Genomic DNA, 25,685 nt, shown 5'->3' with positions numbered 1-25,685 from the left:
TTATCCAGCGAAGGGCAACCAAGGACTGGCCAGAATGACAGCCAATGGTGGCAGTACTTGGGCGGCCAGCAGGACAGCCTGTTTGCGCAGCAGTTTAAGCCCCCCGCGCTGACGTTCAGTCCAGGGCCGGCCGGCACGGTTGACAGGTTGCAGGCCGAGGTTTTGCAGGGCGTGATCGAGGGCTTGAGTGCGGTCTGACAAAGCGTCAGCGTCACGGGCCATCAGAGTAAACAGGTCAGCGTCGAAGGCCACCCGCAGCGCCCAGTATTTTTGCCATAGCCCGAGGATGATTAGCCAGGCGCTGAGGATCAAGAACGGCGCGGTCGGGGTGATTAGCAGCAGTTGCAGCAGGCCGAACAACACGCCCAGCAACGTCAGCCCTGTGGATAACTGATCCAGGGTGCGGCCCCGGCGCAGGAGACTGGCGACCACGTGCAGTTCCATATCAACCGGCATAGACGTTCTCCAGGGCTTGGCGATGGGCCGGATGCAGCACCACTTGCGGGCGCGCGGCCTGGATCATCGCCACGGCGGCATCGACGGTGGCCACTCGACCGCTGTGCAGCAACCAGGCCGCGATAGCGGTGGCGCTGCGTGAATAGCCCAAAGCGCAGCAGACCAGCAGTGGACCTTGCTGGCGCAGGTGTTCAATGGCTTGGGCGGCGGCGAGGCATTGCTCAGCGCTGGGCGTGATCAAGTCGAGTATCGGAACGCTTTGATAGGCGCGGCCTTTCGGATTGAGCGGCAGCTCAGCGCATAGATCAACCACAGCTTTGAACGGCGCCAACTGGTCAGCGTCGGGAAGCCTGCCGAGCCAAACGTTATCCATAACCTCATTGGGCTGCGGATGCTTGCGGGTCCAAAGCCGTGAATTGATCCACGCCGCCATCACGTAAGGCGCAAATAACCAACGGGCGGCCGGGCTTAGGCGACCGTCGGCGCGCTTTTGAAACCCGGCGGCGTCCAGCAGCGTGTAGTTGAGCACCACCAACAGCAACGCCACGGCAGGCCAGATCAGCCACAGCCATCCGCCGCCCAGGCCAAAGGCTGGAATGGCGAATATTGCCGCACCGATGCCATAACGCAAGGCCAGGCGCCAGCGTTTCGGGTCCTTGGCCAACCGCAGGCTATTCAAGGGGCTGGGCCGATCCAGCGGCCACAACCATACGCACAGCCAGCCGGCGAGGGCGCCTGTGGGTAAGTCAATAAAGTGATGTTGATAAGTGGTCAGTACCGAAATCCCTATCAATGCGAACCAGCCATGCACCAGCCAGCGCCACAGGCCTTGCGTGTGCCGTTGGTACATCACCCACAAAATCACCAGCAGGGCGATGTGCAGCGATGGCGCCTGATTGAACGGTTTGTCGAACCCGGCCAGCACCGCGAACAGCCAGCCGAACATTCCGTCCAGCTCAGGCCGTTCGAAGGTGAAGCGCAGCGGCCATAACAGGAAACAACTAACAGAGATCACTTGAGCACTCAGCAGGCGCAAGGCGTGGCGCTTGAGCTCATGGCGACTATCGGGCAGTAGCAGCGAAAAACCGTACAGCAGATCAATCGTCCAGTAGGGGACGATGGTCCATGCCCAGAAGGGCATGGCGGTTTCCCAATCGAATACGAAGGTGTCGACATCGCTGCGCTGGGCCGTGACCCACGTGGCAAAGCCGTAGCTGGCGAAAAAAAGCGGCGCCAGTACCAGCAACCAGAGTACGGCGGGTTTGAGCAAACCCGGCTCTCTCGAGGCAGCCCCCATCATTGCACCCGTTGCGCGAGGGACACAGTGAAGATCCCCCATTCATCCACTCGTTGGGTGATTTTGCGAAAACCTGCTGCTTCCACCAGTTGATCCATTTCCGCCTGGCTGCGCCGACGCATCACCCAAGCCTGGCCTTGGCGATGACTGGTGAGGGCGCGGGCGATCAGTTCCAGCTGCGGGTGCCAGGGCTGACCGGTGTAGACCAGATAACCACCGGGCTCCACGGCCTCGGCCAAGCCCGCCAGAGAGCCGCCGACCAGTGCATTGTCGGCAAACAGTTCATACAACCCGGACACCACCGCCAGTGTCGGTTTTGGGTCCAGTGCCGCCAGGTCGGCGCGGTCGAACGCGTCGCCTTTCACGAACTGCGCGATGTCTTCAAGGCCTTTATCGCGAATCAGCGCACCACCGTCACGCACATTGATGTCGCTGTAATCGCGCAACAGTATCGATTCCGGTAGCGGGCTGACGCCTTGCAAGGCTTCGAGAATGTAGCGGCCGTGACCGGCGGCAATGTCGACGATGCGCACCGGTCGGCCTTCTTCGCGCAGTTTGGCCATGGTCAGGCGCAGCAGTTCTTCGACGTTGAGTTTGCGTTGGCGGATGCCGCGCCAGCCGATGGAATTCAGGTAGTTCTGATCAATCATCCGCCCGAGCCCGCCCTTGCCGGTGGACTGGTTGCGGTACACATAGTCCAGGGTGCTGCCGGAATCGAACCCGGTGTCGAAGCCCAGCTTCACCCCGTCTGACAGCTGGCTGCCCAGGCGCATGCTGGCGCGGGTCATGCGCCAGTACAGGTCGCGCAACGAGTTGTTCGGCAGCGGAGCGGCGAGGGATTCGGATTCGGCGCAGGTCAGGCCGATCTTGTCGGCATCAAGCAACGAGGCCCGGTCCAGCGGGTATTCAAAGTTTTGCAGGATAAAGCGTTTGGCGCTGGCTACGGCCACGGCGCGATCACGTTCCCCAAGCGTGTCGTGGAAGAAGCCCGGGAGAATGTGTTTTTCCTTTTTCAGGCTGCCCAGGCGTTCGAAAAACTGTTCCTGGGGTTTGCGGTGGACCACAAAATCCGAGCCGGAAATCAGCAGTTGGGTCGGCACTTGAATCGCCTGCGCATCGGCCACCACACGGTCGGCGGCTTCATACAAGCCGAGCAGCACATTCACCGAAATAGCCTTGGTGATCAGCGGATCGTTGTCGTAGGAGGCGACGCGTTCCGGGTCGTGACTGAGGAACTTGGCCTTGACGTAGCTGTTGACGAAAAAGTTGCCGCGAAACTTGCGCATCAGCGCCAGGCCCGGGCGGGCGAAAGGTACGTAGAGCTTGACCTTGAATGCGGGCGACGCGAGCACCAGCGAGCGGATGCGCGGTGCATAGTCGTGGACCCAGGTCGAGGCAATCACCGCGCCGACGCTTTGGGCGATCACGGCCATGTTCTCTTCGTCGATTTGGTGGGTCGCGTTCAGGTGATCGCAAAAGGTCTGTACGTCGCGCACGCTGGTGGCGAAACTCGGGCTGTCGCCGCGAGCGCCTGGCGACTGACCATGGCCGCGCGCGTCCCAGGCAAAGAAGTCGAACGCTGGCAGGTCCAGTTCATCCACCAGGTGGGCGATACGCCCTGAGTGTTCATGGCCGCGATGAAACAGCAGCACAGCCTTGCGCGGTTCGCCCGGATTACCCGCCGTGGCCGGCCAATGACGGTAGAACAGCTCAACACCATCGTGGGTAGTGAAGGTCTGATTTTGAGTTTCACGCATTGCACTTTCCTTATGCTTGGGAGCTTTATGCCGAGGGAGCGTTTTCCTGCACTTCTTTCAGGCCCAGGCGGACCCGGTTGACCAAGGTGTAAGCCAGCAGGACGGCGACCACCCCAAACACAATGCTAATCCACAACGCGTTGATCCAGCCGATGGCAATGCCGGTGGCCAAGACGCCCAGTACAAACGCGCGATCGCTCTTGCCCATCGGGCCGTCATAACGCCGCGACGCGCCGATCATTGGCCCAAGGACGCCACTGTACTCGCTGAACAACGCCAGCAGCGTGACCAACAGCACAATCAACACGCTCACGTCGGGAATCAAGGCAAAAGGCAGGATCAGCGCGCTGTCGGCAACGATATCGCACAGTTCATTCAGGTAGGCGCCGAGGCGCGACTGCTGGCCGAATTCCCGGGCCAGCATGCCGTCGATGGCGTTCAGCGCCATCCGCAGGATCATCCACACGGGAATCAGCAGAAATACCCATAGGTGATTGGCGAAACAGGCAATCCCGACGCCTGTCACGACCGAAATGACGCCGGCCAGCACGGTGATTTGATTGGCGGTGGTGCCGTTATCGAACAATCGCTGAACCAACGGTCGCAGCAGATTCTGGAAGGCGGGTTTAAGTTGGTAGATGGAGGGCATCTGGATACGGTCTCAGCAATTGAAAGCGTGAACGATCAGGGTTATACGTCACAATAATCAGAATGCCAGTAAAACTGCACGGCTCATCCTCTTCCAGCGAAATCCAGGTCCAATCGGGAACTGTCGGCCTCGCGTTATTCAGTGCTCAGGAGTTAACCCATGGACCGATTCCAGGAAATGCAGGTCTTCGCCGCTGTCGCCCAGGACCAGGGTTTCTCGGCGGCGGCGCGGCGCTTGGGGATGTCGGCGGCCAGCGTCACCCGGGCAGTGGCGGCGCTCGAGCAGCGCATTGGGACTCAGTTGCTGACGCGTACCACCCGTAGCGTGCATTTGAGCGAGGCAGGTCAGCGTTATCTGGAGGACTGTCGGAGAATTCTCGCCGAGGTGCAGGAAGCCGAAGATTCGGCCGCCGGAAGCCATGCCCAACCCCGTGGGCAATTGACGATCACGGCACCGGTATTGTTCGGCGATTTGTTCGTCACGCCGCTCATGGTCGGTTACTTGACTCAATTTCCTGAAGTCAGCATCAACGCTGTACTGGTCGACCGGGTGGTGAGCATGGTCGAGGAGGGCATCGATGTGGCTGTGCGCATCGGTGAGTTGCCTGACAGCAATCAGCATGCAATTCGAGTGGGCGAAGTGCGGCGGGTGATCTGCGCTTCCCCTGGATTCCTGACTGAGCATGGTCGGCCTCGGCATCCGGCAGACTTGAGCCGCGCCCCGATCATCGCCACCTCGTCCATCGGGCAGCCCAGAAGCTGGCCGTTCCTTGAAGCGGGAGAGCCGATCAGTGTTCGTCCGGAGCCACGTCTTGTGGTCTCTGCCAATCAAGCGGCGATCTCTGCCGCCGCCATGGGCCTGGGATTGACCCGAGTCCTGTCGTATCAAGTGGCGAGCAAGATCGCCACCGGTGAGCTGGAAATCGTCCTGGCTGACTTCGAACTGCCGCCATTGCCCATTCATGTGGTCTACCAGGGTGGGCGCAAGGCCCCGACGCGGGTTCGCAGTTTTGTGGACTTTGCGGTGAAGGTGCTGCGCGAACATCCTGCGCTGCACGGCTGAAGGGTTATTGCACTGGCTGAAATAATGGATTGCGTTTACTGGTTATTCTGTTGCTTTGGTTGTGGATGGAAGATAGCACTCCATCGGCGCCGGTCTTTCCTGAGCTGCGCCACCACCCAGCGGAGTCGACTATGCAAGCCATCAAACTCTACAACTTCCCCCGTTCCGGCCATGCTCACCGTGTAGAGCTGATGCTGTCGTTGTTGCAACTGCCGACCGAGCTGATCTTCGTCGATCTGGCCAAGGGCGCACACAAACAAGCGGATTTTCTTGCGCTCAACCCGTTTGGTCAGGTTCCGGTGATTGAGGATCAAGGCATGGTGCTGGCCGATTCCAACGCGATCCTGGTCTACCTTGCACAGAAATACGGCAACGGTCGCTGGCTGCCAACCGATCCGGTCGGTGCCGCCAAGGTTCAGCGCTGGTTGTCGGTCGCCGCCGGGCCGATTGCCTTTGGCCCCGGCAGGGCAAGGCTGATCACTGTATTCGGTGCGCCTTACAACGCTGAAGAGGTGATCGCCTATTCTCACACCTGGCTCAAAGTGATCGATCAGGAACTGGGCGCAACGGCCTATCTGGCCGGTAGCGAGCCGACCATCGCCGACATCGCCGCCTACAGCTACATCGCCCATGCTCCGGAAGGCAATGTGTCGCTGGACGACTACGCCAACATCCGGGCCTGGCTGGCGCGCGTTGAAGCCTTGCCAGGGTTTGTCGGCATGCCGCGCACCATCGCCGGTTTGCAAAAAACTGCCTGATGTTCACGGCCCTATTCAGTCGGGCCGTTCTTGTTGCGCAATGAGCGCAGGGGAGAAGCCGTTATGGAACGTTCACCTTGGCACGCAGGCGAGAAAAAATTGCAGGCCCATGTGGGTGTCGTCGAGCGAATGGACGCATTGGGCCGTAGGGTGATTCGCGGCGAGATGCCGGACCAGCACCGCACGTTCTATCAGCAACTGCCGTTCATGCTGTACGGCGCGGTGGATGCCGACGGCAACCCTTGGGCCAGTATTCTTGAAGGGGCGCCGGGCTTTGCGAAGTCCCCCGAGCCCGGGCTGTTGCAGATCGGCAGCCTGCCCGGTCGCGACGACCCTGCACAACTGCAAGACGGGACGGCGATCGGTCTGCTCGGTATCGAGCTGCACACCCGACGTCGCAATCGTCTCAATGGTCGAGTCGGCGCTGTAACGGCGAGCGGCTTCGAGGTGACGGTGGAGCAATCCTTCGGCAATTGCCCGCAATACATTCAATTGCGCCAGTTTCGCTCGGTGCCATTGGCGGATCCGGCGACCCGTGTTGCGCAGCATCTCAATGAGCTGGATGACGCGGCCAAAGCCATGATTGCCAGCGCCGATACCTTCTTTGTCGCCAGCTATGTGGACGTCGATGGCCAACGCTCGGTGGACGTTTCTCATCGGGGCGGCCAGGCCGGTTTCGTCCAGATAGAGGGCAATCGACTGACCATCCCGGACTTCGCCGGTAACCTGTTCTTCAATACCTTGGGCAACCTGCTGATCAACCCTCGGGCCGGTTTGTTGTTCATCGATTTCGAGTCGGGCGACCTCCTGCACCTCAGCGGTCGCACGCAAGTCATCCTCGAAGGCCCGCAGATCGAAGCCTTTCAAGGTGCCGAGCGGCTGTGGACATTCGAGGTGGAGCACGCGGTGCGTCGGCCCGCGGCACTGGCCTTGCGCTGGCGCTTTGACGGCGTGTCGCCCACCAGTCTGCTGACCGGCACCTGGGCGCAGGCGAATGCACGCCTGCAAGCCCAGGCGCTGGGGAATCGCTGGCGGCCGCTGCGAGTGACGCGCATCGAGCGGGAGAGCCACAACATCCGTTCGATCTATCTGGAGCCTGCCGATGGCGCCGGGTTGCCGGTGTTTCAGGCCGGGCAACATTTGCCCTTGCGGTTCAACATCGCAGGCGATGTGCACATCCGCACGTACAGCCTGTCGAGCGCGCCATCCGATGACTTTTTTCGCATCAGCGTGAAGCGTGAAGGCCTGGTGTCCTCGCACCTGCATGAGCAGATTCGTGTCGGCGATGTGCTCGAAGCCCGCTCGCCTCAAGGGCATTTCACCGTGGCGCCGAATGAGCGTCGGCCGCTGGTGCTATTGGCTGCCGGCGTGGGGATCACGCCGCTGCTGTCGATGCTGCGGGAGGTGGTTTATCAAGGCCTGCGCACGCGGCGCATCCGTCCTGTGTGGTTCTTCCAGAGCTCGCGGACCTTGGCCGATCAACCGTTTCGCCCTGAGCTGGATCGCCTGCTCGACGGCCTCGGTGATGAGGTGCGGATGCTGCGTTTGCTCAGTCAGCCGGAGTCCGATGCCCGTGAGGGCGAAGATTACGACCTGACAGGGCGCATCGACGCCGACTTGCTCAAGACTACTCTTGAGGTGGAGGACTACGACCAAGTGGATTTTGTCCTGTGCGGTCCGGGAAGTTTTACCCAGGGTCTGTACGACAGCCTGCGGGATCTGGATGTCCCTGATTCAAGGATTCATGCTGAAACCTTTGGCCCGTCGACGCTGCGTCGCAAGCCGGACCCGGACGCGGTGGTCATCGAGCAATTGCCGGCCGCCACCGTTTCGGTGCCCGTCGTGTTCCAGCGCTCGGCCAAAGAAGCGCGTTGGCAGCCGGACGGCGGCAGTTTGCTGGAGTTGGCGGAGAGCCGTGGCTTGCGCCCGGAATTCAGTTGCCGCGGCGGCTCCTGCGGGACCTGCAAAACCCGGTTGATCAGCGGAGAGGTGAATTATCCACAGCCTCCGGCGGAGGTTCCCGATGCGGGTGAGGTGCTGATTTGTTGTGCGGTGCCGGCGCAGGGTTCGCAGCCATTGGTGCTCGACCTTTAGAAAGAGATCGTCGCCTTCGGCAGTTCCTACAGGGTGTAAACGAATCCTGCGTAGGCGCTGCCGAAGGCGGCGATCTTTTGATCTTCAGGCAGTCCTACAGACGATGATTTTGGGGGATGTTTCCGACAGGTTTTGACGGTTGTCGGGTGGGAAGTGGAGTGGATAGGCTTTGAGGGTCGCTGGCAATTCAGCGATCGGGCCTGGAAAACCCGAAGTATAGGATCACAGCAGGTGACATAATGCGGCGCTTTTTCAGCTCTGCAGTTATGGCGGCTGTGCGTGGGAGACCTTCGGGTCTGCCGGGTTTGATCCTTTACCGGTTTTTCCAGTCCGCGTACAGCTGCCACCCCTTTCGTCTGGAAAACGAAAAATGGCAGCTCCATCTCTTTAAGGATCTTTGCCATGTTTAAGCCGACACCAAATCCGCCCGAAGCGGACAGCACTTCCCCTTACGAATCCCCCAATTCAAAAAAGCTCAACGAAGCCGCCGAGCGCGCGCTCGATCACTACCTCAACCCCTCGGCCCTCAAAGCACCGGTCGCCCGCAAGCCGAGCACGATGTTTATGGTTGCGCCGGATATCAAAGACGAAGACCTGTTGGCCCACACCTGTGAGTCGTTGGCCCAGGCCAGTGTGATGGCGAGTGACTTTGCGGGGTATCTGGAAGGGCCGCACCGGCATACGGCAATGGCGATTCAGCAGATCGTCATGCTGGCGGAACTGGCGGTGAACCGGATGCTGGATAACCTTGCCATCCCGAAACCTGCGCCACACAGCTGAACAATGTGGGAGCGAGCAAGCCCGCTCGCTCCCACAAAAGCATTCAGGCGCTGGACGCAGTGGTGGCGAAGAATCAGGTGATCATTGCCTGCAAGCCGATAGCTGAGTAGGCTGCCGGGAATTTGTAACCGATCAATTGTGGCGAGGGAGCTTGCTCCCGCTGGGCTGCGAAGCAGCCCCTTCATACCATCAGACACACCACATGGGCTGCATTTTGCGACTGCCGCGCAGTCGAGCGGGAGCAAGCTCCCTCGCCACAGAGGATGAGGGTGGGCATTGTGTTTTTCATTCGCTTGTCGGCTTTGCTTGGCGCATTGATGTTGCTCAACGGTTGCAAGCAACCTGACGCGCCGCCGCTCGATCAGCAACTCTATGTCTGGCAACGGCAATGGACGCCGGCCCATGAGGCCGCGTTGCGCGACAGCCGCACCGATTTCTCGACCTTGCGCGTGCTGGCCTTGCAGGCATTTCCACAGTCTGGCTGGAGCCGGGCGCGGATCGATCCGGCGCTGCTCAAGCGTGATGGCCGACCGCTGATTGCGGTGGTTCGTCTGGATGGCCAGCTCAATGGGCTGGACCGGGACGAGGTCACGGCGCAGATCCAGCAGGTGCTCAGCGATTGGCAAGGGCAGGGGCTGACCCTCTCCGGCGTGGAAATCGACCACGATGCGGGCAACGCCCGGTTACCGGCCTACCGCGAATTCCTCACCCATTTGCGTGGCGTTCTGCCGGCGTCCTTGCCACTGAGCATCACCGCGTTGCCGGCCTGGCTCGACAGTTCTGAATTGCCGGCGTTGCTGGCAACGGTCGACAGCAGCGTGTTGCAGGTGCACGCGGTGAGCGATCCACGGCGTGGGCTGTTCGACCCGGATCAGACACGGCAGTGGGCCAGGGCCTGGAGTCGCAACACATCGAAACCGTTTTATCTGGCGCTGCCGGCTTATGGCGTGGCGCTGTTGCCGGGGGCCGGGGGCGCGCCGGTCGTGGAAAGCGAAGTGCCCATCGAGCGGAGCGGCGAACGTCGAGAGTTGCTGGCGGACCCGCAGCAACTGAGTAAGCTCGGCGCCGAGTTGCGCGCCGATCCACCGGCCCATCTGGCCGGGCTGATCTGGTTTCGCCTGCCCCTGGCCAATGATCGCAGGGCCTGGAGCCTGACGACGCTGGGCGCTGTGGCGCGCGGCGATACGCTCGACAGTCATGTAGGGCTGAAACTCTCGGCGCAGGACGGCCTCTACGACATCAGCCTCAGCAACCAAGGCAACCTCGACAGTGCCTGGCCCGAACGCCTGACGTTGGCGGTGCAGGGCTGCGAGGGCGCCGATGCGCTGGCCGGTTATGCGTTGCAACAGCGCCCGGATCTGCTTACCTTCACCCGCCTGCGTGACGGTCGAATCCCGGCCGGCGGGCAGCGCGCCATCGGTTGGGCTCGCTGCGCACACATTGATCAAGGAGGTTCGAATGTTTACCCGTAACTGGCCCCGCCATGTGCTTTGCCTGAGCCTCAGCCTGCCATTGGGTTCGGCGCTGGCCTGCGGGCCGGACTTCCCCATGCGCCTGCTGGACAACCGTGGCCAGTCGCTGGCGGAACTGCCGGAAGGCAACTTCAACCTCGAGATCAGCCGCCTCGGGCATGCCATCGCGGGACTGAAAAATGTCACCGCCGCCACCAACATTCCGGGGGACGGTTACGGCGATGCGCCTGATTACACCCATCAGCGCGATACCGCCGAACAGGCCGGTCTGACGCCTGAACAGCAAGCGCTGGTGAAACAGCTGCGCAGCCTGACCGATGCCCGTCAGGTTGAAGAGCAAGGCGCGAATCTGCCGCCCGAGCACAGGCTCTATCTGGCTGGCGCCGTGGCGTTCAACGCCGGTGACCATGGCCTGGCCGCCGAGTACTTTCAGAAAGTGCTGGCGCTGCCGGCGGATCAACGCCCGTTGCGCAGCACCTGGGCGGCGTACTCGTTGGGCCGGGCGCTGTTTGCCATGAATTCAGAAGCAGGCGCGACCCCTGACCTGTTGGCTCAGTCCCGCAAGGCCTTCGAGCAGACCCGTCAACTAAGCATCGACGGCTTCAGCGACCCGTTGGAACTGGGTGTCGCCAGCCTTGGCGAAGAAGCGCGAGTGGCCCGCACCGCGGGTGACTGGGACAACGCCATCCAACTCTACGCCACGCAGAATCTTCACGGTTCGGCGGTGGGCTACACCTCGCTGAAGCTGTTGATGGCCGATCTGGCCGCTATGCCTGACGAGCAACTGGCCGGGTTGCTCAAGGGCAAAGCAGTGCAGCAACTGGTGACGGCGTCGTTGATCAGTCGGCTGGGCTGGTCATTCGGTGATCAACCGCCGAACGAACAGAAACTGATCAAACTGCTGCAAAGCAGCACCCGTGGCAGTCTGGATAATGCCGATCGCCTGGCGGCGATGAATTATCAACAGGGCGATTACGCCAGCGCCAAAGCCTTCCTCGAACAGGCTGGTGACGGTGGCCTTGCGTGGTGGTTGCGGGCGAAGCTGGCGGTGCGTGATGGCGACAAAAACGCCGCCGCAGCGGCCTATGCCAAAGCCGCCCAGGCCTTCCCGCAGAACGAATCCTGGGGCGAGCGGCGCACGCCCGACTGGGATTACGAAACACTCCAGCCCAAGTGCCGGGTCGAGGGTGAAAGCGCGATTCTGGCCCTGCAACGCGGGGATTACCTGCAGGCCTTCGATCAGCTCTATCGCAGCCAGGGCATCTACTGGTTCGACGCGGCCACCGTGGCCGAGCGGGTGCTGACCCTCGATGAACTCAAGCAGTACGTCGACACCCAGGTGCCGGCACCGCCACCGCTCAGCCAGCAGGATCGCGACAATTATGTGTCGTTGCCGGTGGCCGCGAGCCTGCGCAATCTGCTCGGGCGGCGTTTGTTGCGCGAGGGGCGTTATGACGAGGCTCCGGGCTACTTCGACAATGTCGATTTGCAGAACAAGGCCAAGGCGTATGGGCAATTACGTCAGGAGGCGGACGCGGCCTGGTGGCCGACCAAGCGTGCGGCGGCGTTGTTCAACGCGGCTTCAACGGCACGCCAATGGGGGATGGAGATTCTCGGCTACGAAATGGCGCCGGATTACGCCACGTTCGGCGGTAATTACAGCCTTGAGAGCAGTGAGCTCAAGGTGGGTCCATTAGTGGCTGAAGATGAAGTCCAGCGTCAGCAGGCCAGCGCTGCACAGCCCGATCAGCGTTACCACTATCGTTATGTCGCCACGGCGTTGGCCAGCCGCGCCGCCGATAATTTGCCCCATACCAGTCAGGCTTTTGCGGCCGTTCTGTGTGCGGCGGCGGGGTGGAACACCAGCCTTGAAGAAGAAAGCGCCTTCTATCAACGCTATGTGAAGGAAGGGCCGTACGTGGATTGGGCGGTGAACTTCGGTCGCCGATGTCCTTATCCGGATTTTCAGAATGCAGATAAGCGTTACGTTACCCAAGTATTGAGCCCGGTCCGCTCGGCATTGCGACCGTATAAAAAGTGGCTGCAGATGGGCAGCGTGGTGGTGTTTACCGCGATTGCGCTGGTGTTGATCAACCGACGCCAGCGCAATGCGCGATAGTCATCAGGCTTGTTGAACAAAGGTCAGCCGCACCGCAAAACTAATCAACAGGCTGCCAAACAACCACTGCTGTACCCGCTGGGCCGATGGACTGCGTTGCAGCCAACGGCCCAACGCAGCGCCGACCAGCGCGTAGGCGCTGTCGAACAGCAAGCCGACGCCGACCAGCATCATGCCCAGGGTCGCAAATTGCGCGAGCACCGGTCCGGCTTGAGGGTTGATGAACTGCGGCAGCAGCACCGAGCAAAACAGCAGCGCCTTGGGGTTGAGCAGGTTAGTCAGCAAACCGCGCTGGATCGCCTCCGACCACCGTGGTTTATCGTTCGTTGCGTCTGCACCGTTCAAGCTCGGCAGCATCGTGGTGCGCAGGCACTGAATGCCGATCCACAACAGGTACGCGGCGCCAGCCAGGCGCACCACATCGAAGGTCCAGGGCGCAGTCCTGAACAGCGTCGCCAAACCCAATGCCGCCAATGCCACATGACAACCGCGCGCCACGCCCAGCCCCAATGCCGTGGCCAGCGTCGCGCCTTTGCCCTGACGAGCGCCGGTCTGCAACAGCAGAATCATATCCGGGCCCGGCAACAGGTACACCACTGTCAATGCCATGAAAAACAGCCAGAGTTCTGTCATGTTGCCCCCATTCGTTGTCGATTTGGTGGGTTCAGTCTACGGCCGAGGGGCAGGGCAGGTGGTTGCGTAGTCAGCTTCTAAAGCTTCGATATTTGGCATAACCTGCCAGTTTGTGATGATTGAACCATCAGGATCTGCCAAATCATGAAACTGGACGCCTACGACCGCAAAATCCTCACGGCACTGCAACGGGACGGACGCCTGAGTAACGTACAACTGGCCGATGAGATCGGCTTGTCGGCCTCGCCCTGTTTGCGTCGGGTACGGATGCTGGAAGAGGCGGGTGTGATTCGCGGCTATCAGGCCAACCTCGATCGAGATGAAGTGGGCCTTGGGCTGACGGTGTTTGTCGGGGTCAAAGTCGAACGGCACAACGATGAACAAGCCGAAGCGTTTCGCCTGGCCGTGACGGCATTGCCTGAGGTGATTTCGGCGTTTCTGGTGTCCGGGGAATCGGATTTTCTGCTGCAAGTGGTGGTACCGGACTTGCGCGCCTATGACCGTTTCCTCACCGGGCGATTGCTGAAATTGCCTGGCGTGAGCGATATCCGCAGCAACTTTGCAATTCACACGGTGAAGACGCCGGGGGCGTTGCCGTTGGGACATTTGCCCAATTGAAGAAAAGGGATTGTCGACGCTAAAAGTACCCTTCAATAAAAATTACCCACCAATGCGTGCGTTTCGGACTATTTCGGCCAAAGCTTCAGCCTAGCGACAGGTTGGGCGTTCTTAGATAAGACGATTTAGCACGAAAATTTCACCATTTTCGTTATATCGTAACGAATTGTGATGTGAGCAATGGCTGGGGTGGTATGCAAGTCGATCTCGATGGCGATGGAGCACAGATAGCAGGGCTGCCGCGCTTTCAGCAGGCGGTCGTTCAAGGACGTCGATTGCGCCAATGGGCAATCGGTTTGGGTGCCTTGGCGGCAGCAGGGCTGGTGCTGGCGTTTTTTGTCGGGTTGTTTGCACCGCAGTCGCTCTGGCCCGCGTTACTGGTCAATCAGAGCGCCGGTTTGCTGGTGTTGGTCGCCGGCCTGCAATCGGCCTGGTGGGTAACGCTGTGGCGTGCACGAGCGATGAATCCGGCCGTGTTGGTGCCGGCGGCTATCACTGAAGAAGTCGTTGCCGCCGAAGGCTGGTACGAGCGGTTGCTGGACCGCATCAGTCAGCGTTGGCGGCGCTTGCTGGGGCAGATTGGTGCACCGACGCTCTGGCTTGGCGGCTGGGCGTTGTTGAGTTTGTACAGCATCGAGCAGGTCTGGAACCTCGCTTTGCCACCCGCTGCGTTGGGATTATCGGCCAGTGTTGGCGCGGCGTTGTCGTTGCTGCTGGCGTTCGGTTTGCTGGTACTGGAGCGGCAACTGGCGCAGGAAAATGTCGCCCAATGGCCTGAGGCCGGGTCGTTGGCGCAGCTGGCACGGGTCGCGATTATTGGCCTGGTACTCAGCGCCTTGTGTCTGTTGTTCGGCAGCGAAACAGCCGTCTGGCCGGTGCGTCTGGCGGTGCTGATAGGTTTACTGCCGGGGTTGGTCGCCGCCGAGTTATTGCTGCGCGCCGTGTTGTCGCTGTTCAGCCCTCGTCGTGAACAACTTGAACCGACGTTGCTGGCGCGAAGCTTCGTCGCCGATATGTTGCGCTGGCCGCCACAGCCCCTGCTCGCGTTGCAGCACGAGTTGCACAACCGCTTCGGTATCGACCTGCGGCAAATCTGGGCCTTCACCTACATGCGCCGGGCGTTTTTGCCGGTGCTGGCGGTGGTGGCAATCGTCGGTTGGTCGCTCACCGGCATTTATGAAATACCGCTACAGGGACGGGGTATCTACGAACGTTTCGGCAAACCGGTGGAAGTGTTCGGGCCCGGTTTGCACGCCGGCTTGCCGTGGCCGCTGGGTCGCGTGCTGAGCGTCGAGAACGGCGTAGTCCATGAGTTGGCCACCAGCGTGGGCGAAGCATCGGCTCCGGTCGCGGCCGAACCTGCCGAAGGCCCGGCACCGGCCATTGCCAATCGCTTGTGGGACGCCAGCCATGTGAATGACAAATCCCAGGTCATCGCCAGCAGCCGTGCCGACAAGCAGAGCTTTCAGATCGTCAACATGGACGTGCGCTTCGTCTATCGCATCGGTCTGAGCGATCAAGCGGCTCTGGCCGCGACGTACAACAGCGCCGATGTGCCGACGCTGATTCGCAGCACCGCCAGCCGGATTCTGGTTCACGACTTCGCCTCAAGAACCCTCGACGGATTGCTCGGTGAAGACAGGGTAGGGCTCGCCGAAGACATCGGTCGCGCCGTGCAAGCCGATCTGCAAAAACTCGACAGCGGCGTGGAAATTCTCGCCACGGTGGTCGAGGCCATTCATCCGCCGGCAGGGGCAGCCAATGCCTATCACGGCGTTCAAGCAGCGCAGATTGGCGCCCAGGCATTGATCTCCCGCGAGCGCGGTGCCGCAGCGGAGGCAACCAACCAGGCGCAATTGCAGGCCAGTATCGCTCGCGATCAAGCCACGGCCAGTGCCCATGAAATCAACTCAAGCGCTCACGCCGCCGACCTGAAATTTGCCGCTGAGCGAAAGGCGTATTCCAGTGCCGGCCAAGCCTTCGTGCTGGAGCAATACCTCAGCCAACTGACCCAGGGTCTGGTCAATGCCAAGCTGCTGGTTCTCGATCATCGTCTGGGCGGCAGCAGCAATGCGCCGACCATCGACTTACGTACATTCACGCTGCCGGCTGACCCTGCACCGTCGCGTAATACTGCTCAGCCAGGAGCTGCCCATTGAGCCAGTCGACGCCTACTCACGATCATCACGACCACGATGACCACGCCGGCCACGATCACGGCCATGGCGGGCATCACCACGGTCATCATCACCATCACCACCATGGTGATCCGCACGAAGCTGGCCCTTTTCCGTGGCGGCGAATGGGCTGGGCGGCGCTGCTGGTGGCCTTTGCCATTGCGGCGGCGAGCCTGGTGCAAGTGCGCTCGGGGGAGGCCACGGTGATTACGCGCTTTGGCAATCCATCGCGGGTGTTGCTGGAGCCGGGTCTTGGCTGGCGTTGGCCGGCGCCGTTTGAGGCGGCGATCCCGGTGGATCTGCGGCTGCGCACCACCTCCAGCGGTTTGCAGGATGTGGGCACGCGCGACGGTCTGCGCATCATCGTGCAAGCCTACGTGGCCTGGCAGGTACAGGGCGACCCTGACAACGTGCAACGTTTTATGCGCGCTGTACAGAATCAACCCGATGAAGCCGCGCGGCAGATTCGTACCTTTGTCGGCTCGGCGCTGGAAACCACGGCCAGCAGTTTCGACCTGGCCAACCTGGTGAACACCGACGCCAACCAGGTGCACATCGCCGACTTCGAAGCGCAGCTGCGCCAGCAGATCGATCAGCAGTTGCTCACCACCTATGGCGTGCGAGTGCTGCAAGTCGGTATCGAGCGCTTGACTCTGCCATCGGTGACGCTCACCGCGACGGTCGATCGTATGCGCGCCGAGCGTGAAACAATCGCCACTGAACGCACAGCCATTGGTAAACGCGAAGCCGCACAAATCCGCTCCGCAGCCGAGCGTGATGCGCGAATCGTACAAGCCGATGCGACGGTAAAGGCCGCAGACATCGAAGCCCAATCCCGCGTCGAAGCCGCGCAGATTTACGGCCGGGCCTACGCAGGCTCACCGCAGCTCTACAATTTGCTGCGTTCGCTCGACACCTTGGGCACCATCGTCGCACCGGGCACCAAACTGATTTTGCGCACTGATGCGGCGCCGTTCCGGGTGTTGGTTGACGGCCCACCGACGCTCGATAACAAGTCCGGGTCGCAGCCATGAGTTTGGTTCCACGTGGAACAAATGAATTGAGCAGCCCCTGGATTCAGGCCGGGCGCTTGGCTTTTCTCGCGCTTTACGCCGTGACCGTGCTGGCTGCTTTGGCGTGGGCATTTTCCAATGTGCGGCAGATCGACCCGCAGAATCGTGCCGTGGTGCTGCATTTCGGTGCACTGGATCGCATTCAAAATTCCGGTTTGCTGTTGGCGTGGCCGCGACCGTTTGAGCAGGTGGTTTTGTTGCCGGCAGCGGACCGGGTGATCGAGCGACGGGTGGAAAATCTGCTGCGCACCGATGCTGCGTTGCAGGCCGACCGGGTGGCGAGCTTCGCCACACCCATCAGCGATGCGCTCGCCGGCTCCGGTTATCTGCTGACCGGTGACGCGGGCGTGGTGCAGCTGGATGTGCGGGTGTTCTACAAAGTCACTGAGCCCTATGCCTTCGTTCTTCAGGGTGAGCATGTGTTGCCGGCCCTGGATCGACTGGTGACGCGCAGTGCCGTGGCACTCACCGCGGCGCGAGACCTGGACACCATTCTGGTGGCTCGACCGGAACTGATCGGTGCCGACAATCAGGCTGCCGAACGTCGCGAACGTCTACGCGGAGATCTGGTGCGGGGCATCAATCAACGCTTGGCCGAATTGACGGCGACCGGGCAGGGCTTGGGTATTGAAGTGGCGCGGGTCGATGTGCAATCGAGTCTGCCCGGCCCGGCGGTGAGCGCGTTCAACGCCGTGTTAACTGCCAGTCAGCAAGCTGACAAGGCCGTGGCCAATGCGCGCACGGAAGCGGAGAAGCTGACTCAGTCCGCCAACGAACAAGCCGACCGCACGCTGCAAGTAGCTCACGCCCAAGCCAGTGAACGCCTGGCCAAAGCCTCCACCGACACCGCCACAGTATTAAGCCTGGCCAAGGCGCAACAGCAGGGCACAGACCCGCAAATGCTGCTGCGTATTTACCGTGAGCGGATGCCAAAGATTCTCGGGCAGGCCGGTTCGGTGACGACGGTCGATCCGAAAGACGATTCCCGCCTGATCATTCAGGGAGCTGCACAATGACTGCCCAAACCGCCGCCGCGCCGAGCATGTTGTCCTCGGCTGAACAACGTAGCGCCGCGCGCCAGTTGACCCTGGCCATGCTTGCGCTCGGGTTGCTTGCGCTCGGCCTGATCTGGCGCTGGTCGTTGCCGGAGCAGACCGGGGTCAGCCAATTGCTGCTGGGTTTTGCTTCGTTGCTGGTGGCCGTGCCGGTCATGCGTTCGGCGTGGTACAGCCTGCGTTATCCGAGCCTGCACGGGATCACCGATCAGTTGATTGCCCTGGCCATGCTCGGCGCCTGGGCCACTGGCGATCTGCTGACTGCGGCACTGCTGCCGATCATCATGATCTTCGGCCATGTGCTGGAAGAGCGCAGCGTGATTGGCTCCCAGGAAGCAATTCATGCCCTCGGCAAACTGACGCGCAGCCATGCGCGCAAGATTCAGGCTGACGGCTCTATCGTCGAAGTCGATAACGGCACACTCAAGGCTGGCGACCTGGTGGAGGTGCGAGCCGGTGATCGCGTGCCGGCCGATGGTCGGGTGTTGTCCGGTCAGGCGAGCCTCGACACTGCATCGATCACCGGTGAGTCGGTGCCCATAGAGGCCGTTGTGGGCATGCCGGTGTTCGGCGGAGCGATCAACCTTGATGGCTTGTTGCGCATTGAAGTGACCCGCACCGGTCACGAGTCGACACTGGGTAAAGTCATCGCGTTGATGCAAAACGCCGAACGCTCCAAGCCGCCGATCACCCGTTTGCTCGAACGCTACGCCGGCAGCTACATGGTGCTGGTGTTGCTGCTGGCTGCCGTGACCTGGTTCGTCACCAACGATGCCCAGGCGATGCTTGCGGTGTTGGTGGCGGCCTGTCCTTGCGCGCTGGTGTTGTCGGCACCGGCCACGGCGATTGCCGGGGTGGCGGTCGCTGCTCGGCACGGGATTCTGATTCGCAGCTCGGCGTTCCTCGAAGAATTGGCTGACCTGACGTCGTTGGTGGTCGACAAGACCGGAACCCTGACGTTTGGCACCTTGCGCCTGCAATCGATCGACAGTCCGCTGAAAGATCGCAGTCACGTACTGAAACTCGCCGCCAGCCTCGGTTCCGCCAGCAGCCACCCAGTCAGCCGCGCGTTGGCCGGGTTGGTCACTCAGGAACATTTTCTGCTGCTCTCTGATATTCGCGAGCGTCAGGGGCTGGGGGTCGTGGCGATGACGGAGCAGGGCGAAGCGGCCCTTGGTCGTCCGGAGCTGTTCGCGCAATTGGGCATCGTCACTTCAGTCGTTCCACAACACGATGGCCCGATTGCCGGGCTGGCACTCGACGGCGAATTTCTCGCCTGGCTATTGCTCGCCGACAGCGTCAAACCTGAGGCGCGGTTTGCCCTGAGCGAGTTGCGTGAACTGGGCCTGGGTCGTCAGCTGTTGCTCACCGGCGATCGGCACAGCGTGGCTCACACCCTGGCCCGGGATGTGGGCATCAGCGATGTCGAAGCCCAGGCCTTGCCCGAGGACAAACTCAATCGCGTGTTGAAAGAAATCGACAGCGGTTTCCGGCCGATGGTGGTGGGAGACGGCATCAACGATTCCCTGGCGCTGAAGGCCGGTGTGGTCGGCGTGGCCATGGGCGCGGGCGGCGCGGACATCGCGCTGGCCTCGGCCGATATCGTACTGATCGGCAGCGACCTGCGCCGGCTCGGAACCTGTGTGCGCCTGAGTCGCCAATGCCGGCAGACTTTACAGGTGAACGTAATCATCGGTCTGAGCTGGACCCTGGCGATTGTCGCCTTTGCCGCATTCGGCTGGCTGGGCGCGGCCGGGGCGATGATTGCCGCGCTGTTGCACAACTTGAGTACGTTATTGGTGCTCGGTAATGCCGGGCGTTTGCTACGCTTTCAGGAACCCCTACTCAAGCTTAAGGATGAGGTGTGAGCGGCAACTACTTTTCAGAACTGTGTGCCGGGTTTGTAGTCTTTTAGGTTAGAGGCGGGGCATATCAAGGCTCGCCCATTGGCGGCTTTACCGTTGGTGGCAACACTGGGAATAGAAAAGGGCTATTAATTCGATAGCCTGCTATTTTTCAAGGATGGTCTACCCTCAGATTTGACGTCTGAAACAAGGGGGACTTTTCATGCTCGCGCAACTTCCACCGGCCTTACAGAATCTGCAATTACCGCTTCGCCTGCGACTCTGGGACGGCCATGAGTTCAACCTGGGGCCGACGCCCAGCGTCACCATTGTGGTCAAGGACCCGCATATGGTTACCCAGTTCACCCATCCGAGCCTCGACGCGCTGGGGGCGGCGTTCGTCGAAGGCAAACTGGAGCTGGAAGGCTCCATCAGCGATGTGATTCGTGTCTGCGATGAATGGAGTCAGGCGCTGATCAGCGAAGACGATGAGGCGCTGCCGGTGCGTTCGGTTCACGACAAGGAAACCGACGCCAAAGCCATCTCCTACCACTACGACCTTTCCAACGAGTTCTATCAGCTGTGGCTCGACAGCGACATGGCGTATTCCTGCGCCTACTTCGAGACCGGCAGTGAAACACTTGAGCAGGCTCAACAAGCCAAGTTTCGCCACCTGTGCCGCAAGTTGCGCTTGCAGCCAGGGGAGTATCTGCTGGATGTCGGTTGCGGCTGGGGTGGGTTGGCGCGGTATGCCGCGCGGGAGTTCGGCGCGAAGGTGTTCGGGATCACGCTCAGTCAAGCGCAATTGGATTTGGCTCGTGAGCGGGTGAAAGCCGAAGGCCTGGAAGACCAGATCGAACTGCAACTGCTCGACTACCGCGATCTGCCTCAGGACGGGCGTTTCGACAAGGTGGTCAGCGTCGGCATGTTCGAACACGTCGGCCACGCCAATTTGGCCGAATACTGCAAAACCCTGTTCGGCGCGGTGAAAGAAGGCGGCCTGGTGATGAACCACGGGATTACCGCCAAACACACCGACGGTCGTCCGGTCGGGCGCGGTGCTGGTGAGTTCATCGAGAAGTATGTATTCCCCAACGGCGAACTGCCGCACCTGGCAATGATCTCGGCCGAGATCAGTGAAGTGGGGCTGGAGATTGTCGATGTCGAGAGCCTGCGCCTGCATTACGCGCGGACCCTGGACCACTGGAGCGAACGCCTGGAAGACAATCTGGAAGCCGCCGCCAAACTGGTGCCGGATCAGGCCCTACGCATCTGGCGGCTGTACCTGGCAGGGTGCGCCTATGCCTTTGCCAGAGGCTGGATCAACCTGCATCAAATCCTCGCGGTGAAAACCCATCCCGATGGCAGCCATGAACTGCCATGGACCCGCGACGACATCTACAGCTAGAGAATCGGTGAAATAAGCCGGGCGATCCGCATGCCGACCTGTTGCAGGCGGCGGGTCTCCCGGCCTTCTTCTTTGGCGATTTCATGAGCCTGGGCGAAGTCGTCGTTGAGCATCTTTTCCACTTCGGCGGCAAATGCGCTGTCGACTGTCAGCAACATCACTTCGAAATTCAGCCGGAACGAACGGTTGTCCATATTGGCGCTGCCAATGGCGCTGATTTCGCTGTCGATCAGCACCACTTTCTGGTGCAGGAACCCAGGCTGATAACGGAACATACGCACCCCGGCGCGTACCGCTTCGAAAGCGTACAGGCTGGAAGCGGCGTAGACGATCCGGTGATCCGGTCGCGCCGGCAACAGGATCCGTACATCCACACCGCGCAGCACCGCCAGCCGCAATGCAGCGAATACGGCTTCGTCGGGGATGAAGTAAGGGCTGGTGATCCACACTCGCTCCGTCGCTGCATGGATGGCTTCGACGAAGAACAACGAACAGGTTTCGTAGGAATCCGCCGGGCCGCTGGCCAGTAATTGGCAGAGCACGCCGTCGTCCGGATAAACGTCCGGCAGGATCAGCGGGGGAAGCGAGCGGGCTGCCCAGAACCAGTCTTCGGCAAACGACTCCTGCATGCAGGCCACTACCGGCCCGTGTACTTGGACGTGGGTATCGCGCCAGGGTGCCAGGGGTGGTTTCTCGCCCATGTACTCGTCGCCGACATTGAGCCCGCCGACAAAGCCGACAAGCCCGTCGACCACTACGATCTTGCGGTGGTTGCGGAAATTGACCTGGAAGCGGTTGAGCCAGCCACTGCGGGTGGCGAAGGCTTTGACCTCGATGCCGGCATCTCGCAACGGTTGCACATACTCGTGGGGCAGGGAATGGCTGCCGATGCGGTCGTAGAGCAAGTAAATCGCCACGCCCTCGGCGGCTTTCTTCGTCAGCAGTGTGTGCAGGCGTTGGCCGAGGCGGTCATCGTGGATGATGAAGAACTGGATCAGCACCGCTTGCCGGGCGTTGCTGATGGCGTCGAAAATCGCATTGAATGTGGCGTGGCCGTCGATCAACAAACGCACGTCGTTGTTCGCCAGGCATGGCATGCGCCCCAACTTCGGCATTGCCCGCAAAGATGCGTAAGCGCTGGAGGCACGCGCAGCCAGTGCCTCTTCTACCCAGGGGCGCCAGTTCAGTTCGGAGATAGCCTTGCGCATTTCCTCGTTGGCTTGCCGTCGGGCCTTGATGTAACCATCGAAGGTGCTGCGGCCGAAGACCAGATAAGGGATCAGCGTGAGGTAGGGAATGAACAGCAGTGACAGAGCCCAGGCGATCGAGCCCTGAGCGGTCCGAACGGTCAACACGGCATGGATGGCGGCGATCGAGCCCAGTGTGTGCAACAGTGCGATCAGATAACCGAATACATGCGGTCCGAAATAATCCATGGGGCAGCCTTGCTCCTTGAAGATTCAATGCTTAACAGACCATGTTCCGGGCAGAATGTCGCTATTTAATTGGCCCATGAACCGAAGCCCGTGGCCGACGTCTAACGGCCACTAATGATCAGGAGTTACTCGATGAACGTTCGTCTGCTGGGCTTGGCCATAGCGTTTGGTTTGGCACTTCCTGTGGCCGCTCAGGCACAGATGCTGCAACCGGGCTTGTGGGAGTTGACCTCAAGCAACATGAAGGTCGATGACCAGAACATGCCCGATCTGCAATTGATCCTCGGCCAGATACAAAACCAGATCACCCCCCAACAGCGGGCGATGCTGGAGAAACAAGGTATCACCATGGGCGGCAAAGGGATTCGGGCGTGCCTGACGCCTGAGCAGGTAAAGAATGACAACATTCCGCTGACGGACCCGCAATCGGGCTGCAGGCAGGAAATCACCGAGCGTACCGGTAACCAGTGGAAATTCCGTTTCAGCTGCCCGAAAGCGCAGGGCAGCGGAGTGGCCACTTTTATGAGTGATCGTGAGTTCACCACCAAGGTCAACGGCACTTTCAATGCCACTGGCATTCAGCAGAAGGGCAGCCTCGATACCCGTGCCGTGTGGTTGGGTCAGGATTGCGGCACCGTGAAGCCAAGGGCCTAAAAGCGTCGCGAGCAGGCTCGCTCCACAAGGTCTACACGATCCCTGTGGGAGCGGGCCTGCTTGCGAAGGCGTCCGCTCAGGCTCCTCCAGTCTTGGTCGGGTTCAACAAATCACACACCGCCTCAATCCCTTTCTCCCCGAAATCCTCCCCGCTGCCACTGCGCATGCTGACAAACCCACCGTCCTTTTCCTTCTCTCCCACTACTAACAGATAGGGCACTTTCTGGCTGTGGTGGCGAATCTTGTGGCTGATTTTTTCGTGACGCAGGTCTGAGTTGGCACGCAGTCCGCGGCGGCGCAGCGCTTCGGTCACCGAGTGCGCATAATCGTTCTGACGCTCATCGATATTCACCACCATCACCAGGGGCGGCGCTCGCCAGCTGTTCAATTCCTGTTGGCTGGACCAGCATGTGCCGTAGATCCGTTGCTGCAACGTGCCGCTTATGTGGTCCAGTGAGAAAGCCCGCAATACCTTGGTGGTAGGAACGTGCGGGCCTGTCGCGAAACCCTCGAAGTCCCCCAGGCGATACAGCGATAACGTATCGGTTGACGTTCGCTCCTGACGGCGGATCGAATGGTTGGTTGCCGCCAATGTGCGCATTCGCGCTTCGATCTCTGGAAGTTCGGCCAGTCTTAAAGACCGTTGGAAAGCAAACTCATAATAGAATCCATCACCCAGCGCCGATCCGGTGTGCAACTGCGCATCAGGATGAAGCTGTTTGACGGCCATGGCGAGCATCAGCGCACAGGAACGCCTAAGGATCTCCAGCCCATCGGGTTCCTGGGGAGTGACGATACTGACCCGGGCATCGCCCTCGATCAGAAATCCACAGTCCACCAACTCGCCGTTTACCCGACCTGCGACCGCCGCATTGGCCAGGCCGAGACTGACACTTGCGGCAACCTCAAACACGGACAGTGGTTGATCATACTCACGCAATGAACCATCAGGCAGGGTTATGTGGATCATGATCGGTGTTCTCGAATGTTTTCGATAACGTGCGTCAGCGCATAAACCGTAGTGGTAAGCCCTGACAATTGTCATTAAGACGTTTGTCGTGCCACGCAATTTGCCCCGACACGATCGTGGTGCTGACGCTGTGGCGAAAGCAATGCCGGGCAAAGGGTGTCCAGCCACATTGCGAAAGGATGGGTTGCCGGGAAACGGCCACGCCATCGGGCTCGGGTTTGATCAACACCAGGTCGGCCCAATACCCTTCGCGCAGGTAGCCGCGGTCGGGGATGGCAAACAGATCGGCGACCCGGTGACTGGTTTTGGCCACGAGGGTGGTGATCGGCAGGATCTCATCGACCACCAGTTCCAGCAACGCGGGCAGGGCGTGTTGCACCAACGGCAAACCGGACGGCGCCTGACTGTAGGGGCGCTGTTTTTCCGCCCAGGTGTGAGGTGCGTGATCGCTGCCGATTACGTCCAGTCGATCACTCCACAGCGCTTTGCGCAAGGCTTCGCGGTCGGCCTGAGTCTTGATTGCCGGGTTGCATTTGATCAGGTTGCCGAGGCTCGGGTAGTCGCGGTCGTCAAACAACAAGTGGTGCAGACAAACCTCGGCGGTGATGCGTTTCTGTGCCAGCGGCTTGTCTTCGAACAGTTCCAGTTCACGGGCGGTCGTCAGGTGCAAAACGTGCAGACGGGTGCCATGTCGCCTGGCCAGATCGACGGCCATTGAGGAGGATCGAAAGCACGCTTCGGCATTGCGGATCAGCGGGTGAGCAGCGGGCGGAAGGTGCTCGCCGAACAGCTCTCGCAGGTTCGTCGCGTTGGCTTCAATGCTGGGCGTGTGTTCACAGTGGGCCAACAAAAGGGTCGGCACCTCGGCGAAGAGCCGTTCGAGAATTCGTGGATCGTCCACCAGCATGTTGCCCGTGGAGGCGCCCATGAACACTTTGACCCCGGCCACTTCACAAGGATTGAGCGCGGCGACAGTATCGAGATTGTCGTTGCTCACACCGAAATGAAAACCGTAATTGGCCACTGAGTGAGTTGCCGCTCGACGCTTCTTGTCAGCCAGCGCGGCGAGGGTCAGGGTGGCCGGCGAGGTGTTGGGCATGTCCATGAAGCTGGTGATGCCGCCGGCCACCGCCGCCCGGGATTCGCTATGGAAGCTGCCCTTGTCCGGGGCTCCGGGATCACGGAAATGCACCTGATCATCGATCATGCCTGGCAGCAGCCATTGGCCGTTGGCGTCGATTTCCACGGCGGCTTTTTCGCCTTCGATGCTGCTGGCGATCTTGACGATGCGACCGTGGCTTACCAACAAATCGCCGTCAAATTCACGACCTTCATTCACCAGCCGGGCGTTGCGAATCAGCACGCTGTTCATG

Annotated in this window: 21 protein-coding genes; 13 read left to right on the top strand and 8 right to left on the bottom strand. The window is 60.8% G+C overall.

Annotated elements, in window-relative coordinates; translation table 11 throughout:
• Genes AC30D7_RS01965 through AC30D7_RS01950 form a run of 4 tightly spaced genes read right to left on the bottom strand, consistent with a single transcriptional unit; the run spans position 1 to position 4,159 of the window.
• Positions 1–456, bottom strand: a complete 456-nt coding sequence (locus tag AC30D7_RS01965) for a hypothetical protein (RefSeq protein ID WP_490132813.1) — start codon at positions 454–456, stop codon at positions 1–3.
• Positions 446–1,756, bottom strand: a complete 1,311-nt coding sequence (locus AC30D7_RS01960) for a phosphatase PAP2/dual specificity phosphatase family protein (RefSeq protein ID WP_490132842.1) — start codon at positions 1,754–1,756, stop codon at positions 446–448. The genes AC30D7_RS01965 and AC30D7_RS01960 overlap by 11 nt, the downstream gene beginning before the upstream one ends.
• Positions 1,753–3,510 (bottom strand): bifunctional alpha/beta hydrolase/class I SAM-dependent methyltransferase, encoded by a 1,758-nt coding sequence (locus AC30D7_RS01955; RefSeq protein WP_490132812.1) that lies wholly within the window; start codon positions 3,508–3,510, stop codon positions 1,753–1,755. The genes AC30D7_RS01960 and AC30D7_RS01955 overlap by 4 nt, the downstream gene beginning before the upstream one ends.
• A 25-nt stretch (positions 3,511–3,535) precedes the next feature.
• On the bottom strand, positions 3,536–4,159 hold the full coding sequence (locus AC30D7_RS01950) for a CDP-alcohol phosphatidyltransferase family protein (protein WP_019651255.1): 624 nt from the start codon (positions 4,157–4,159) through the stop codon (positions 3,536–3,538).
• Positions 4,160–4,318: 159 nt separating this feature from the next.
• Here AC30D7_RS01950 and AC30D7_RS01945 point away from each other — a divergent pair, with 159 nt between their 5' ends.
• The 6 genes from AC30D7_RS01945 to AC30D7_RS01920 all read left to right on the top strand — a co-directional run bounded on the left by AC30D7_RS01945 (position 4,319) and on the right by AC30D7_RS01920 (position 12,444).
• Positions 4,319–5,221: a LysR family transcriptional regulator gene (locus AC30D7_RS01945; RefSeq protein WP_490132811.1), complete on the top strand. Its 903-nt coding sequence runs from the start codon at positions 4,319–4,321 to the stop codon at positions 5,219–5,221.
• 131 nt (positions 5,222–5,352) lie between these two features.
• Positions 5,353–5,979 (top strand): glutathione S-transferase family protein, encoded by a 627-nt coding sequence (locus AC30D7_RS01940; protein ID WP_018927332.1) that lies wholly within the window; start codon positions 5,353–5,355, stop codon positions 5,977–5,979.
• A gap of 63 nt (positions 5,980–6,042) precedes the next feature.
• Positions 6,043–8,073 carry a 2Fe-2S iron-sulfur cluster-binding protein gene (locus AC30D7_RS01935; RefSeq protein ID WP_490132810.1) on the top strand — a complete coding sequence of 677 codons (2,031 nt, stop codon included), beginning with the start codon at positions 6,043–6,045 and terminating at the stop codon, positions 8,071–8,073.
• A 402-nt stretch (positions 8,074–8,475) separates the two neighbouring features.
• A complete protein-coding gene (locus AC30D7_RS01930; RefSeq protein WP_490132809.1) occupies positions 8,476–8,853 on the top strand; it encodes a DUF6124 family protein in 378 nt (125 codons plus the stop codon).
• 275 nt (positions 8,854–9,128) lie between these two features.
• Complete coding sequence (locus tag AC30D7_RS01925) at positions 9,129–10,325, top strand: DUF3142 domain-containing protein (protein WP_490132841.1); 1,197 nt, start codon at positions 9,129–9,131, stop codon at positions 10,323–10,325.
• The gene (locus AC30D7_RS01920) at positions 10,312–12,444 is read left to right on the top strand and encodes a hypothetical protein (RefSeq protein ID WP_490132808.1); all 2,133 of its coding nucleotides are present in this window, start codon (positions 10,312–10,314) and stop codon (positions 12,442–12,444) included. Before AC30D7_RS01925 ends, AC30D7_RS01920 begins: the two co-directional genes overlap by 14 nt.
• Positions 12,445–12,447: 3 nt before the next feature.
• Here the strand turns inward: AC30D7_RS01920 and AC30D7_RS01915 are convergent, their stop codons facing one another.
• On the bottom strand, positions 12,448–13,077 hold the full coding sequence (locus AC30D7_RS01915; RefSeq protein ID WP_490132807.1) for a LysE family translocator: 630 nt from the start codon (positions 13,075–13,077) through the stop codon (positions 12,448–12,450).
• 144 nt (positions 13,078–13,221) lie between these two features.
• On the opposite strand from AC30D7_RS01915, the gene AC30D7_RS01910 reads away from it, so the two are divergent.
• From AC30D7_RS01910 to cfaB, 6 genes are all read left to right on the top strand, one after another.
• Positions 13,222–13,695: an Lrp/AsnC family transcriptional regulator gene (locus tag AC30D7_RS01910; RefSeq protein ID WP_490132806.1), complete on the top strand. Its 474-nt coding sequence runs from the start codon at positions 13,222–13,224 to the stop codon at positions 13,693–13,695.
• Positions 13,696–13,889: 194 nt separating this feature from the next.
• The gene (gene hflK, locus AC30D7_RS01905; protein WP_490132840.1) at positions 13,890–15,854 is read left to right on the top strand and encodes a protease modulator HflK; all 1,965 of its coding nucleotides are present in this window, start codon (positions 13,890–13,892) and stop codon (positions 15,852–15,854) included.
• The gene (gene hflC, locus AC30D7_RS01900; RefSeq protein ID WP_026331807.1) at positions 15,851–16,906 is read left to right on the top strand and encodes a protease modulator HflC; all 1,056 of its coding nucleotides are present in this window, start codon (positions 15,851–15,853) and stop codon (positions 16,904–16,906) included. The genes hflK (AC30D7_RS01905) and hflC overlap by 4 nt, the downstream gene beginning before the upstream one ends.
• On the top strand, positions 16,903–17,961 hold the full coding sequence (hflK, locus tag AC30D7_RS01895; RefSeq protein ID WP_096479334.1) for a protease modulator HflK: 1,059 nt from the start codon (positions 16,903–16,905) through the stop codon (positions 17,959–17,961). The genes hflC and hflK (AC30D7_RS01895) overlap by 4 nt, the downstream gene beginning before the upstream one ends.
• Entirely contained in the window at positions 17,958–19,868 is a 1,911-nt protein-coding gene (locus AC30D7_RS01890) for a cation-translocating P-type ATPase (RefSeq protein WP_490132805.1), read from the top strand. The genes hflK (AC30D7_RS01895) and AC30D7_RS01890 overlap by 4 nt, the downstream gene beginning before the upstream one ends.
• A 199-nt stretch (positions 19,869–20,067) precedes the next feature.
• Positions 20,068–21,252 carry a C17 cyclopropane fatty acid synthase CfaB gene (gene cfaB, locus AC30D7_RS01885; protein ID WP_490132804.1) on the top strand — a complete coding sequence of 395 codons (1,185 nt, stop codon included), beginning with the start codon at positions 20,068–20,070 and terminating at the stop codon, positions 21,250–21,252.
• On the opposite strand, the gene cls is transcribed toward cfaB, so the two are convergent.
• Positions 21,249–22,688 carry a cardiolipin synthase gene (gene cls / locus AC30D7_RS01880; protein WP_490132803.1) on the bottom strand — a complete coding sequence of 480 codons (1,440 nt, stop codon included), beginning with the start codon at positions 22,686–22,688 and terminating at the stop codon, positions 21,249–21,251. The two genes, cfaB and cls, sit on opposite strands and share 4 nt — an antisense overlap.
• A gap of 132 nt (positions 22,689–22,820) precedes the next feature.
• On the opposite strand from cls, the gene AC30D7_RS01875 reads away from it, so the two are divergent.
• Positions 22,821–23,342 (top strand): DUF3617 domain-containing protein, encoded by a 522-nt coding sequence (locus AC30D7_RS01875; RefSeq protein ID WP_490132802.1) that lies wholly within the window; start codon positions 22,821–22,823, stop codon positions 23,340–23,342.
• Between the two features lie 76 nt (positions 23,343–23,418).
• On the opposite strand, the gene AC30D7_RS01870 is transcribed toward AC30D7_RS01875, so the two are convergent.
• Together AC30D7_RS01870 and AC30D7_RS01865 are read right to left on the bottom strand one after the other, a co-directional pair.
• Entirely contained in the window at positions 23,419–24,312 is an 894-nt protein-coding gene (locus AC30D7_RS01870) for a His/Gly/Thr/Pro-type tRNA ligase C-terminal domain-containing protein (protein ID WP_490132801.1), read from the bottom strand.
• A 34-nt stretch (positions 24,313–24,346) separates the two neighbouring features.
• Positions 24,347–25,684: a dihydroorotase gene (locus AC30D7_RS01865; protein ID WP_490132800.1), complete on the bottom strand. Its 1,338-nt coding sequence runs from the start codon at positions 25,682–25,684 to the stop codon at positions 24,347–24,349.
• Position 25,685 lies beyond the last annotated feature (1 nt).

This window comes from Pseudomonas sp. DF5 (genome assembly GCF_058148225.1).
The sequence above is the reverse complement of the archived record's forward strand: the minus strand, read 5'-3'. Positions and strand labels throughout refer to the sequence as shown.